Source organism: Pseudomonas sp. GD04019, from assembly GCF_029837695.1.
GTDB lineage: Bacteria > Pseudomonadota > Gammaproteobacteria > Pseudomonadales > Pseudomonadaceae > Aquipseudomonas.
On sequence record NZ_JAOEEA010000006.1, the window covers coordinates 18,308 to 33,282 of the forward strand.

At 59.8% G+C, this 14,975-nt stretch carries 1 protein-coding gene (cut by a window edge); it reads right to left on the reverse strand.

Annotated elements, in window-relative coordinates:
• A protein-coding gene (locus N7607_RS11055; RefSeq protein WP_279867831.1) for an Ig-like domain-containing protein crosses the window boundary here: on the reverse strand, positions 1–14,975 show its 3' end. It continues 27,535 nt past the right edge of the window; the window shows 14,975 of its 42,510 coding nt (coding positions 27,536–42,510); the start codon falls outside the window, past its right edge; it ends in the stop codon at positions 1–3.

The following is a 14,975-nucleotide window of genomic DNA, read 5'->3' on the forward strand; positions in this document are numbered from 1 at the left end:
TTAGCTTGGGGCAATATCAATTGGCCACTTCGGCTGGTTCTGGAACCCCTTGAACTTAACCGAAATGCTCTTCGCATCATCCGGCATATCGCCCAAGCGTTCTACCCGGCCGGTCTTCTTATCGATAAAGCCCAGGCTGCGGCGCAACGAGCCATCGACTTCATCTTCAACCAGCACCAACACTCCGCCAGCCTGTTGCATATCGTCCATGGACAACACACGTGGCTGCCCGGAGAAATCGCTGGAGAAGCTCAGATCTGCTAGCGGCACCAAATTCCAGGTGTTGTCGTAACGGCTTAGCTTGCAGTCGTTGAGCAGCAAAGGCATACCTTGCCACTGGGCCAAGCCGGTGCCACAGCGCAGATCCGCCGGCACCTCAAGCAATGTGTCATTCTGTTGACCCCAGCGAGTGTTGCGGATGGAGCGCAGGATCATGCTCAATACCGGCTCACCATCCTCGCCCTCTCGCTCATCCATCAACAAATAATGAGGGAATGCCTGTTGCGAGTCGTCGAGCAACTCGGCGCTGTCATTTGCCCACAGACTGTACTCATCCCGCTGTAGAGTCTCCAGATTGTAAGAGTCGTAGCTGAAGCCCTCAGAGCCGCCAGCGCCGGCAGCCCACAGCTCGCCAGTGTCGTCCACATCGACACTGCGATAGGACCCATCCAGCTCTCTTATTTCCGCCAGCGCGCCATTGAAGCCGCTCTGTCGCAGGATACGAGAGGTTTCCTCACCCTCCCCCAAGACGTAGATATCGAACTCCGGAATCGATTGTGCATCTGCCGGGTTGCTGCCCAATCGTACTTCCAGTTCATCGTTGAAACGATCATGGTCGCTATCAGGTTCGTTGTTCTGGGTGCCGAGCTGGTCTTCGTCGGCGTTGCAGAGCAGATCCAGATCCGAGTCGGCACACAGGGTGAAGTTGACGATGCGGCTACGATCTTGAGCAGAGATGCCCAGCAAGGTGTTCTCACCGAGGTCCTGCAGAACACCAGCGGCGTCCGGCAGCGGGCTAGCATCATTCTCCATAGCCAGGAACGACATCACCACCCGGTGCTCATTGGCCGGAATCTCGAAACGGTAGCCAACATCCCAGTAGTAGTGCGCGTCACTGGAGAGGCTTTCACTATCCAGCACCTGCCGGCCAGCGGCATCGGAAATGACGTGTAGAGCAGCAACCGGGCCAGGGCCTTCGACGTTGTAGTCATACTTGCGCAGGCTCAACCAACTGTCCTGAGCATCGAAAGTTTCATCTCCACTCGAAGTGCTCTGGATATAGCCAGGCCCCCAATAGACCGGTTTAGAGCTCAGCACAGGCTTGGCAGTCAGGGCTGCGCCGTTGACGTTATAGAACTTGTCGAGTACCCGTACATAGCCACGACCAGTAGGTGGCACGTAGTACTCGCGGCTGACCAATAGTCCATTGCTCAAAGCAGTCAATGGAGCCCGCCAGATCGGCTCCTCCCCAACCTGAACAAAACTGCGCACCGGTAGCTTGCTACCGCGGCCCGCGCGGAAATCGCTACTTTCTTCGCTCTCTTCAGTCTCTTTAGCATAGCCGTCTAGTGCCAGTGCGCCGGACACACCAATATCGCTGTCGCCATCTTGGTTGAAGAAGCTTACCCGCCCAGCACTGTCCACTCGAACGATCAAGCCAGCCTCGGTCGGCACGCTCAATTCACTACCGCTATCCAGCGGCGCCAGATCATCAGCCGGGTTTTCCGGATCGGTGCCGTCGACGAACAGCTCATCACCGTCGCCACGGCCCGAGCTATCTGTGTCGAAGATTTTTGGCGAAAGACCCAGCACCTCCAGCTCCAGCTTGTCCGGCAGGCCGTCGCCATCGGTATCCAGCGCACGAGGATGGGTACCTTGCTGGAATTCCTCGAGATTGCTCAAACCATCGCCGTCTTCATCATCCGCAGCGTTGCTATCGAGCAAGCCGTAATCGACCTCGAACTTGTCCTCCATGCCATCGTCATCGCTATCGCGCTTGTCTGGCCGGGTGCCGTACAGCTCAATCTCCTCGAAATCGCTGAGTCCATCACCATCAGTGTCAACCTTGAGCGGATCACTGTCGGCCTCGAGTTCGGCACGATCGCTGACCCAGTCGCCATCGGTGTCATAGCGCACCGGGTCGGTATTGTGGAGGCGCACCTCATCGGCGTCATTAAGCCCATCGCCATCGCTATCGCCGCTATACGGGTCAGAGTTCAACGTCTGCTCTTCAAAGTTGCTAAGCGTATCTTCGTCCCAATCCTCATCGGCCACGCCCGGGTCCGCTTCCAGGGGATTCATATCCTGGTAAAGCTCGAACCTATCCCACAGACGATCGCCATCGCTGTCCTTTTCATCCGGGTTGGTGCCGAGCAGGGTTTCATTGATATCCGAAAGGCCATCACCATCGCCATCAACGTGCCCCGGTAGCCGCGCGAGCTGCAGACGATAGTTACCTTCGGCCGTCGGTGCATAGGTGATGATCATACCCTGCAGGTAGTTATTGCAGTTACTACGGTACTGGCTCGCGATACCCGGATATACCTGACGACCATCGGCCTCGAGCAACGAACTGTCGTCGGCATCACCCTGCCAATCACTATGGAAGAAGCGAGTCAGCACCGGGGTGCCTTCCCAGCATGGCCAGCCATTGAAAGGCACCTGGTAGTAGCGATTCTCGATGCGACCGTCGCGGTGCAACACAACCTGGATATCAACCAGATTATCGTCAGATTCGGAATATTCTGGCCGCCAGCCGGTCCAGGTCAGCACCACGCGGTCCTCTAGCGTCGCCACATGGAAGCCTTGGGTACCTTGATAGTTTGAGGCCAGATACTGCAGCGGCATGTTGCTGACATCGCCCACCATTACCTGCTGGCCGCTGATCCACACATTCACGGACTTGCTGGAGAATGCGAAGTCGCTTGGCAGGGTCAGTTCAATTTCCTGATCCGTACTCTGGTACGACTCGCCAAGATCTCCGGATAGCGGGGCCGTGTAGTCTTCGTCCACCCATAGATGGATATCGCCGACATCGTTAGCTCCATCGACTTCCAGGTAGACGTTGGACTCGCGGGTGACTGGGAAGCCCTGTACATCCTTCTCGATGTGAACTGTCCAGCTAGCAGTCTCGCGGCGATCCAGGTTCTCGAACAGGAAGCGGCCGTCAACGTCGGTGACATAAGCGTCGCCGTCGAGACTGAACATGCGCGCCATGAACGATGGCTCTTCACTTCCGCCGTTCTGGTTACTACTCAGGGTCACTCGCGCACCCGCGATTGGCGCGCCCAGGTCGTTAACCACGCGCCCGGCAATGCTGCTTGGCGGAATAGCCTCGACGTTCAGATCCAGGGTCTGGATCGCAACGTTGTTGTTGCTGTCGGTTGCACGCACCTCGAAGTGGACGTTGCCCAGCACATCCGGCAGCGTCAATGGCTGTTCGTGCAGGCCAGCACCGTTGAAAACGGCCTGTTGCTCACCATTCATCAGCAACTCGACGTCGCCCACGATGCCGGCATCCCGCACATCGAGGTACAGAGTGATCGGGTCACCGACATAGAACGGGCCATCCGTGTGGGTAATAGCCACGGTCGGGGCCACGCTATCAGCCACCTTCGGCTCGTCGTCGCGACCATCCGGAATGCCGTCGTTGTCGTAATCCGGGTTCTGCGGATCAAGCCCCTGCGGGATCTCCTCGGAGTCCGGCATGCCATCGCTGTCACTGTCGACCAGGGCGCGCCAGTTGGCGAGGTCACGCAGTTCTTCGTGAGTCATGCCCTCTTCTACGAAACTTGGATCGCTCAGCTCGTTCAGGACGCGCTGAACTTCTGCACGACTCTGGTTAAGCACCACGTAGTGCATGAACACCTTGCGGCCACCAGCCGGGATAGTCACGTTGTCGAAAAGAGTCTGGTAATAGCTATAAGTGGCTTGAGTGGTATTCGGTCGTAGCTCTGCACCGACATCGCCCATCAGCAAGCCGACGGCATAGGTACCTTCTACGCCATCCGTAGCATCGTCCAGCAGGACGTAACCATCATCGGCGCCGTAAACCTGATCACCCGAGGAAGTCGCCACCACCTGACGCTGCGAGTTGTACGTCAAGTTGCCACTGATGCTGAGCGGTACGGTCACTGGCTCACTGGACGGGTTCTCGACGATATCCAGATAGCGCACATAGGTACGACCCTCCGGAGCATAGACCTTACGTCGTACGTTCACGCCGTAGCTGTAGGACATCGGGAAGGTCAGCTCATGACCATTCAAACGCGAGTGATAGAGGAACTGCCCAGTGTTGTAGTCATACCAAGGAACCGTGAGTGCCTGCGACCAGCCCAATGCGTTACCCGAAGCAGAGGTTAGTTGCGCAGTTGGGCTAAAGAACGTCCAGGTCTGCTGGTTCTGCAGGGTCGGGTACTCCTTGTAGAAGCTGCTCTCGTAAACCAGCTCACTGTCGTGAATCGGATTCAGGCCGCTGCGCCCCTGGGCAACCAGCTTCAGGTCACCGATATCACCCAGGTCCACTACGTCATCCAGTGAAGTCACGGCCAGCGTCTTCTGCGCCAGCATCTGCTGAGCACCGAATAGCGTCGCGCTGCGGACGATCAACTCGCGCTTGGTGGTGAACAGCGTCAGGTTGAAGCGACCATCGCTGCCGGTAATCGCCGTCACCCCTTCCGCGGTGACCTCCAAACCGCTCAGCGGCTGGTTCAGCGCATCCACGACGCGCCCGCTCATGCGGATTTCCGGCGTCTCGTTGATGTCGACGCTGATCTCAGCTTCGCTGACGTTGCCGTTGGTGTCGGTGGCGCGCACCTTAAGTGTCGAACGCTCTGCATCTGGCAGAAGCACTCCAAAGACCTGTTCACCACCCTCCATACGGGTTTCGACCAGCTCGCCATCCTGGAGCAGCTCGACTGTCTTGATCAGGCCGTTGTCATTGATGTTGGCGACGATCTCCAGAGGCTCACCCGGATAACGGCGCTTGGCTTCCAGCGGCGTGATCGCCACGGTGGGGGCTGTTACGTCGGCGGTCAGCGGATCGTTGTCCTTGCCATCCGGAATATTGTCGTTGTCGCTGTCTGGATCATCGATGCCAGTACCCAGGCGGATTTCGTCCGCATCACTCAGACCATCCTCGTCGCGATCGTAGTAGGCAAAGAAGTTCACCACCTTGCTCGCCAGCTTGGCATCGATATTGTCCAGACCACCTTCTTTGAGGCTGCGTAGCTTGGCCGCGTTGGCTTGGGCAATATCGGCGAACGATTCCAGGGTAGCGAAGTGCATGATCACACGACGCTCACCAGCAGGCACACGAACTTCGTACTCGGCGCTCCAGTTCCTACCGGCCTGAGTGGCGGATGCCAAGTCCAAGCGCCGGTTATCGTTACCCGCCAGTACATGCACCATGATTGGCCGCGAAGTACTGGTGGTGTCACGCAAGGTCAGGAACTGGTCGTCCTGGGAAAGCTGTGCATCGCCACTACTGGTGACCACTGCAATCGGACTGCTACTGCTCGCCCCATAAATGGATTGCACGCGCAGCCTGACCACCTGCTCTTCGCCAGTAGGGTTGTCGACTATCTCCAGGTAACGAATATAACTGCCAACTGTAGGCACCAGTACCCGTCGGCCGACGAAGACGTTGCCATAGCGGCGCGCCTCGTAGTGGTACTCACGATTGTTGGCGCTGGTAGTGGCATAGCTGGTCGAACCGTACTGCGTGCCATTGATGTATAGACGGAAGGCGTCACTAGTCGCACTACTGGTAGTGCTGGATATACGTGCATCGCTAGCGAAGCTCAGCGTACGGCTACGCTCATCCACAACGGAGCGGCTAGCGGAGACATATGGCCGATCGTCCGCTTTAACCTTCGGATCGGTAGCGTCAACAAACCGCTCATCCTTGTCCACGCGACCGCCAGCATCGCCATCCGCCAGCAGCGGATCGCTTGCCGGGACGCCCTTGACTTCCCAGCCGTCGAACAGACTGTCGTTATCGGTGTCCTGAATGCGTGGCTTGGTGCCGGCCTGGAACTCTTCCAGATTACTCAGACCGTCACTGTCGATGTCAGCGGCCGCACTTTCGTTGAGCAGGTCGTTGTGGATCTCGAAGCCATCCCACATACCATCGCCGTCACTGTCCTTGATGTCCGGGCGCAACTGGTACTGAAGCTCGACGTTGTCGTCCAGGCCATCGTCGTCCGTGTCGACCTTGTTCGGCGAGCTGTTATTGGCGATTTCCACATCATCGCGCACGCTGTCGAGGTCGCTGTCCACGGCCAGCGGATTGGACAGGTGCACCTTGACCTCGTCGCCATCGCGCAGGCTGTCACCGTCGGTATCTTCCGCATGCGGATCGCTACCCGCTTCCTGCTCTTCCAGGTTGCTCAGGCCGTCACCGTCCGGATCGTCGTTGGTCTTGCCCTCGTTGACCCGCGGATCGAAGCCATAGCGCTGCTCGAAGCCATCCTTGAGCAAATCACCGTCGGAATCAGATTTCAGCGGATCGAGGCCCATTTCGACTTCATCGACGTCATACAGGCCATCGAGATCGCTGTCGCGCAAAGTGACCCAGTTGGAGATATCGCGGTGCTCCTCGCGGCTCAGACCTTGGTCCACGAAGTCCGGAGCAGAGACCATCTCCAGGACACGCTTAACCTCGCTGCGATCCATGCTCTGCACGACGTACTGCACCAACACCTTACGGCTGTGCGCCGGAACGGTGACGATATAGAACGCTTGATAGCTGCTCGATCCCAAGCTCTGCGTCAGGGGCCTGGCCACCGCATGTGGATCGCCGATGGCAACACCCGTTGCCAGCAGGCCAGAAGCCTCATTTTCATCATCATTGAGGAACCATGTATCACCGGTGTCGAACTTGGTATCGCCGGAAGATGACAGCTGATACGGCCGGTTATGGTAGTAGTTTCCGCTTATGGTGATCGGCACCATACGGTCATGACTGGTGGGATTCTCCAGCACGTTCACATAGCGCACATAGCTCTGATTCGCAGGCACCTGGATGCGACGACTGAACAGCATTTGATCCCTAGTAAAAGCCGGCATGCTCAGCAGTCTCTGGCCATCTCCCAGCAGGTACGGCGCGGTGTCGGCATTGTAGGTGGTGCCATTGATCGACAGATAGTTGATATTGTTGAAGGTGTAGCCGTAACCCCTCTCAATAGTGCCGTAACTGTTGAAGTCCCAGGTCTGCCGGTTATAGAGGTAGCGCTTATAGGCGGCGCTACGCTCCTCGAAGACGCGATAGCGCTCCTCATTGGCATCGCCAGCACTACGACCAGTGCTCCGCAGCACCAAGTCACCAACCTCGGTGGTACCGCCCCGCACAGGCTCGAATACAGCGCTTAGCGCACTCACCGGCTGGTTGCCGAAGAGAGCCGTAGCTTTGATCTGCGGTTCCAGCAGCCCGGTAGCGCCGTTGAGCATGAAACGGCCCTGGGCATCGCTGGTGGTCTTGGCCGTGGACGCGACTACAGCGGTGCTGCTGAAGCTGATCTCGTCGACCAGCATTGCACTGCCAGTACGTTTGAGGGTGACTCGTACATAACGCGAATTGATCTGCAGCCCAGTCACTTCCAGGGCACGACGCGGCTTGGTGGATCCCGGGCCCTCATAGTTGTTGGCGGCACTGGCCGGCACATTCAGCGCACCCGCTAGCACCCAATCTTCGCCCACCTTCTGATACACATCGACAGACGGCAGCGCAGTGGACGTCGGTGTGTCCTGCGTGGAGCCAATCGTCACGCTGGCAATATTGACCGGAACGCCGAAATCGAAGTCCAGATTGACCGTGGCATCTCCCCAGCGCAGCCATTCGCAGCCGTTACCACAGCCAAGATCGCGCCCCCAATCTGCAACGCCAACCTGGCCATCGATCAACTGGCGACCACTTTCGTCCAGATAAAGCGCAGGCGAAGAACTGGAGACATAGCTCAGCGGGGAGACCTTGCCGTCATAGCCGCTGACCAGGGAAATCTCTGCAGCGGCCACAGGCTTGCCAGCCGCATCCAGCACCCGGCCGATAATCTGCGTCGCGGTATCAGCGGTGATGGTGTAATTACGCGAGGCGCGGCGTTCGTTGCCGTTGGTATCACGGGCAATGACCTCTACCTGCAGTTGGCTGCCTTGGCTTGGTACCTGCACTACATATTGATAGGGCGCGGCCTTATCGGCACCGACTTCTACACCATTTACCACGAAGGTCACCGAAGCCACTCGGCCGTTGTCCGTGGCATCGGCGCGCAGCAGTACCTGCTGGTCATGTACCAGACCTGCACCGGCCGCTGGACTGACCAGGCTGACGCTTGGGGCTTCCAGGTCCTTGTCCTTGGGCTGGCTATCTTCACCATCGAGTAAGCCGTCGTCATCGACGTCGGCGTCGCGCGGATCGAGACCGGCAGCTATCTCGGCTCCATCGAGCAGGCCATCGCCATCGGTGTCGGGCACTTTTGGATTAGTCAGGGTTTCCAGCAGCTCACGCTTGTTGCTCAGACCATCTTTGTCGTAGTCCTGCTCGGCGTCTGGTTTGCTGTTCGGATTGAGAATGTCCTCATAGGGGCCCTTGATCTCAATCCAATCGGACAGGCCGTCACCATCAGAGTCAGGGTTGTTCGGCTTGGTGCCCCACTGGAAGACTTCGTCGTAGTCGGAGATTTCGTCACTATCGCTGTGTGCCGTAGTCGGGTCGGCACCGTACTGAATCTCCTGGGCATCGAGCAGACGGTCGTAATCTGTGTCCTCGCTCAGCGGATCGCTGTGGTGCTGATCGACTTCCACGCCATCCTGAAGGCCGTCCTCATCGCTGTCGCCTTGCCGCGGATGAGTGCCCAACTGCTGCTCGCGCAGGTTGCTCAGACCATCACTGTCACTATCCAGGCTCTGCTCACCGGACACCTTAGGATCGAAGCCGTACTTGACCTCGAAGCCGTCCAGCAGACCATCGCCATCACGATCTTCTTGGAACGCGCTGGTGCCGTGGGAGTATTCGTAGGCGTCCTTGAGGCCATCACTATCACTGTCCTTGAGGACCAAGCTGTGCATGTAGGACAGCGCATTTGGCATGTAAATAGTGCGGAGGCTTGTATCGGCGTCATACAACGACACTGAGCTGTAGTAGACATGGCCAGCGCCGTAGCTGTAATGGAACGACGAAACAATCCTGTCAGCACGTGCACCAGAGAACGTCAGCGGAACTACATCAGCCGCCAGCGAAGCCTGTTGAATATATCCATGGGCATGCAGTGCACGATTGCGCTGCGGCCACCAAGAGCCCGCCTCACCCTCCGAGATCTCGGACCAGCGCCGTGCGGGCGTCAAGCGAAGATCGCTCCCAGAAACTGCAGGCTGTGTCACCGGGTTACCCGGCAACACTCCAAGCTGAGCCCAATCCTGATGGGAGTTGTACAACAGAACCCCACCATTCTGTATGAACGGGAATATCTTGCTCTGAGCTACGCTAGCCGAATAGAAACCACCCGCGTCCTGGGTGAAACCGGCATCTAGGAACAGCATGTCAATCTGAGACATGTCGAAACTAGCCAGGTTGCTAATCGGTACGGCGTCATACCCCGTATTCAGGATGACGGCTCGTGCCTGACCATCTGCCTCCAGATAACCCACTCGCACCTTCGGCGCCTGCAGGGTAATTGCTCCCACATCGGTAGTGCCGGCCCAAATCGGTACGGTTTCCGCCGACGCTGCAGTCACCGCCTGATTACCCAGTACACCATTGGCGATTACCAGTACCGAGCCTTGAGCTACGGGCACACCAGGAATCACGAAATTGCCATCCGCCTGGCTGACCGCCGTCAGCCCCAGAGCTTCGACAACCGCACCGCCCACAGGCGCGCCACTGCCATCCTGTACACGACCGATCACAGTGGTAAGCGGGTCCTGCACCAGCGCAAAGTTGTGTTCGCCGCTGCTGCCCTGATTGTTGTTGGTGTCCACAGCCACCAGTTCCAGGCGAACACTGTCGGCATCGCTCGGTAGCGTCAGCGACGTCGTGAATGGGGCCTGGGTCAGCGTGGCCTGCTGAGCGCCATTCACCCGCACGAATACCTTGGTAACACGACCGTTGTCCTGCAGGGCCGGGACTATGCTCAGCCGTAGCCCCTTGATCAGTTGCGAGCCTGGCATAGGACTGGTCAGTTGTACGGTCGGTGGCTGGGCATCCTTATCCAGCGGCGCACTGTCCTCGCCATCGAGCAAACCATCCCCGTCGGTGTCCGGCACCAAAGGATCGGTATGCAGTTGATTAACCTCAGCTCCATCGGTCACCAGATCAGAATCGGTGTCCTTCTTGCTGAGGTCCGTACCAAGCTCGACTTCGCGCTTGTTGCTCAGACCGTCGCCATCCAGGTCCTGACTGCCGTCGAGGGGATCATTCGGGTTGAGCGCGAGATCGCGCTCAACCTTATCGGGTACACCATCTCCGTCGGTGTCCTTCTTCAGTGGCGAGGATACCGGCGGGCCACGAACCTCATCGTCGTCGGTAAGGCCATCGCCGTCCGTGTCCGGCTTCGTTGGATCAGTCTTATGAGTCAGCACTTCGCTGGCATCGGATAAGCCGTCGCCATCGGTGTCCTGCTTGCTCAGCAGGCTGCCGTTAGCCACCTCGGCACGGTTGCTCAGGCCATCGCCGTCGAGGTCATCGTCACCATCGTTGAGACCATCAGCATCGCTGTCGGTCTTGCTTGGATCGAGCGGCGGATTACTCAGCTCCACCTGGTTGCTCAGACCGTCGCCGTCAAAGTCGGTCAGCGGGTCGAACACCTGCAGCTGCAAACCATTACCGATCACCACAGACTTAGTTGGGGTGCCGGGGAGAACACCACTCAAGACCAGCGGTAGCATGGCGCCATCGGCAACCTGGTTGCTCGGCTGGGTAAAGAACGAAGGCACGGTGAAGCTACGTGTTGGGCTCCAATACCAGTTGAGACCGACACTGTGGCCACCCAACTCTGCCCGCCCATTAGTCACATTGGGCCAGTAGAAATCGCTAGTGCTGGCAATCAGCATCGGCACGCTATAGACCTGCCCTGCCAGCAACTTCACCGGGCCCACCACATTGAACAGGGCATGCGGTGCACAGAGCGGCTCGCCCTGCTCGCGCACCTCATCGTTGCGTGCCACGCCACGCAGGCCGGAATCGGTGGTATCGAAGCGGTAGCAGCGGCCCAGCACCAGCGCCTGCTGCGGCATGAAGGTCAGGGTGCGGCCATCGGCGCTCAGGCTGGCGGTGCCAGCGCGCAGGCTGTTGCCCTCATAGAAGCGGATCGCCTCGCCGCTGGCCAGTTGCACCGGCTCGTCGTACTCGAAGTGGGCGCGCAGCACAGTGCCGTCACGGGCCTCGATGACACTGCGGACAATCTCTGGAGGCTGCAGAGTGAAGTTGATGCGGAACTGGCTGTTCAGGTCCAACTGCGGCAGGCCTTCGACCGGCCCAGCCAGACTTACGATCGACTCTTCATAGACTTCGTTGCTGACGGCAAACGAGGCCTGGCCATTCACCAGCGCCACGCTAGCAGCGCCGGCCTGGGCATTGATGGCCGCCGAGCCGCTGGCTCGAACCTGTACGCTGATATTGGCTGGCTTGCCCGCCAACTGGCTTACCAGATTGCCGAAGCGGTCCTGCAGCGCCAGTTGCAGGCGCACATCCTGCTTCACACCACGCTGGAGCACAGCTCCTTCTGCCTGGGCGACGCCCTGGTCATTGAGCAGCTGGACACGGGCTGCAGCCGCCGGCAGTACGCTGAGAGCGATTTGTGAGCAGGAACCCGTACCGCTGTTGCTTGCCGTGCAATAGGCACTACCGGTCGAGCTGTTGAGCGGAATGCTGAACTGCCCGGTCTTCTGACCGGCCTGCAAGCTGAGCTGGGCATTACCATCCTTCAGCGTTGCACGCACCAGCTCCACGGTCTGGCCGTTGACATTGGTGCTCTGAATGCTGATGCCCGGGCCAGGTAGCACATGGAAATCGGTCGCCGGCATGGTCAGCTCGAGTACCGAGGACTGATCATTGGTGACCAGGTTGTTCACCAGGTCACGAGCCTGCACCGCCAACATCGCCTGATCACCCGCAGTCATCGGTGGCAAATAGCTGAGCAGAAGATTACGCGTCGGCCCGCTGAGCACCGTCAGGTTCTTCTCGGCACGAGCAATCTGGGTGAACTGCGGCAGGTCGGCCCACAGCTGATAGTCACCAACGCTGCGATCCGCACTGAACGGTGCAGTGGAGTACCCCTGAGCATCGCTGTAGATGGTGCCTAGATGTGAGACTGAGCCGTCACTCATGCGACGCAGGCGCCACCGCACCGGCTGCTCAGGAACCGGCCGCGAGGCAGCGTCCAGCACCTGCACACGGTAGCGGGGACTGTCCTGAACACGGACCTGATCCGGGTTGTCGCCGGCCTGCAGCCCCTGGAAGCGCAGCAGGTTGGGGGCCTGATTCAGGGCCACGGCGAAGTCCCGGGTCGCACTCTGGCCCATGCGATCCACCATCTCGACCTGCAGACGATATTGGTCGCCGGCCTGTGTCGCGCTGGGCAGGCGCAGATCGCGGGTGTAGCTGCTGTTGTACAGAGCGCCGGCGCAACGGAACTGACTGGCATTTTCCTGCAGGCAGCTGAACAGCTCCTGGCGCTCAGACCCAGAAATCTGCAGAACTCGCACCTGCAGTCCAGTGGTGTCATCGATGGCCGTCAGATTGGCCAACTGCAGATTGATCAGGCCACCATAGACGCCACGCGCCGGCAGGCTGACCTGCAAGGCGGATGCATTCGGCAACTTGTCGCGCAGAATCTTCACCGCCTTGAGCGGGGCCTCGCTGACCTGATCACGGCTGTCGGTGATCCGCACTCGCAGGGACTCGGTCAGGCTGCTCGCCACGCGCTCGGTACGGCGGTCCCTGACGGTGAAGTTCTGCGTATCGAGGCGCTTGGCATTCGGTTCGTAGTGATCGGTGAAGCCATTCCAGATCACATCGACGGCCTTGACCGCCACATCGTCCTCGGCAGACAGCTGGATGGCGAAGCTGCCCTGCTCGACGATCTCAGCAGGAGCGGTCAGCGATGCGACCACTGGGTATGCGTCGTCGATCACCGTGACCCGCAACTCGGCGCTGCCAGCGTTGCCAGCGCGATCCTGCACCACCAGGGTATAGATCTGTTCGCCAAGGCTGGCTGCACTCTCTTGGTAGCTCAGCTGATTCTGGCCGAAGGCTACAGCGACTACTTGGCCATTGCGCAGCAAGGTGGCCTTGTCCAGAGCCCCCTCCTCATCGCTCATCTGTGCCTTGATCGTGAAGGGGTAGCCACGAACGGCCTTCTTCACGTCAGTGAATACAGCTGCCCCCTCATAAGCCAGGGTCGCCTGCGGCGCCTTGAGGTCCTGGTGGCGATAGAAGCGCGCGGGCAGCGACTCGGCCCGGTTGCCGAACACATCCACGGCGCGCGCCTTGATGTATTGACCGCTGTAGCTGCCGTCCAGCAGCAGGTTGGCCTGGAATGGCTCGGCGTTGCGTACCGCCACTCGCTGCCAGGGCCCGCTTGCACTGGCCGCAACCAGCACTTCCATCTGGGCGATCGGCTGGGTGCTGCCATCGATCTGTGCGGTCACCGCCAGCGGCATCGGCAGCCAGGAGTGCTGCGGATAGCTGAGGCTGACCGTGAAGGCATTAGAGATGCCATCGCCGGCCTGCAGGTAGAGGTTGCGAGCAAGCGACTCACGCACGACGCCATAGCTATCTTCGCTACGCAAGGTAAGGCCGAAACTCTGGCCTTGCGGCAGACTGGCCGGCAGGCGCAGAGCCGACATGTTCAGAGGCTGAGACAGTGCCCCGGCACGCTGGCCGTTGATGGCGAAGTCCATTCGCTGTACGCCCGCTTCGGCCAACTCCAGCTGCAGTTGGCCACCTTGCGGCAACTGCGCGCCCGACAGCGGGGCAAGAGGAGCCGCGTCGACGCTGCCGAGGCCATAGGGAAGCTCGTAGAGCTTCACGCCATCGGTGCCGAAGCCGATCGCCAGGCGATTCTGCTCCGCAGCCAGGGCAGTGGAGCGCTTCGCCAGCGGCATACTGGCACCGGCAATCGGCTCGCCGCTGCGCGGATCCACGGCGACCAGGGTTTGGCCCTGCCCCATGCGCTGCTCGACCCACAGCAGGCCGAGAGCCCAATAGACCTGGTTGGCCTGTGCACCGGCCAGCAGCTGGCTGCGCTGCTGGCTGTGCAGGTCATAGCGCCAGACGCTACCCGCGGAGAGGTAGAAGAGCTGCTCGCCGTTGAATACCAGCTGGCCGACTTCGCCGCCGAGCTGGGCGGTCAGTTCCTGTACCGGGCGCGACGCGCCCTCGCGCAGATCCACCAGGAACACCCGACCGCTCTCACCCAGCGCCACGACCTGCGAACCGTAGGCGGCGAGCTGCAGCAGACTCTCCGAGCTGACACTAATGGTGCGCTTGCTATCCAGCTGAGCCAGGCTCGCCAGTTGCAGGCTACCGCCGCTGGCCGCGATCAGGTGGCCGCCACCTATCGCCAGGTCGGCCAACGGCTGAGCCTGGAACACCAGCTTGGTGGTCAGGGTGCTGCGATTCAGCGCCACGACCTGCTGGCGCAGGTCCTGCAGCACGAACCAGTATGCTCCGCCGGCGACGACGCGGCTGGCGGCCTCGGTGAACGGCTGGCTCGGATAGAGCGTCGATTGCCAGCTGCCGGCACCATCCTGGCGCAGGAGCTGGGCACCAAAGTTGTCGGCCGCCAGGAGCAGCTGGCCATCCTGCAGCACTAGGTCCTCGACCAGGCCATAGGTGGCCTGTGCCGCAGAGGCGCTGTCATACAGGCTGTGCATCCCGGCACTGCCACGCAGGGGCTGCAGAACCAGACCATTGCTGCCACCCAGCCAGAGCTTGCCGGAGGACCACTGGGCCTTCGCCGAGCCGCCACCGGACAGCGACC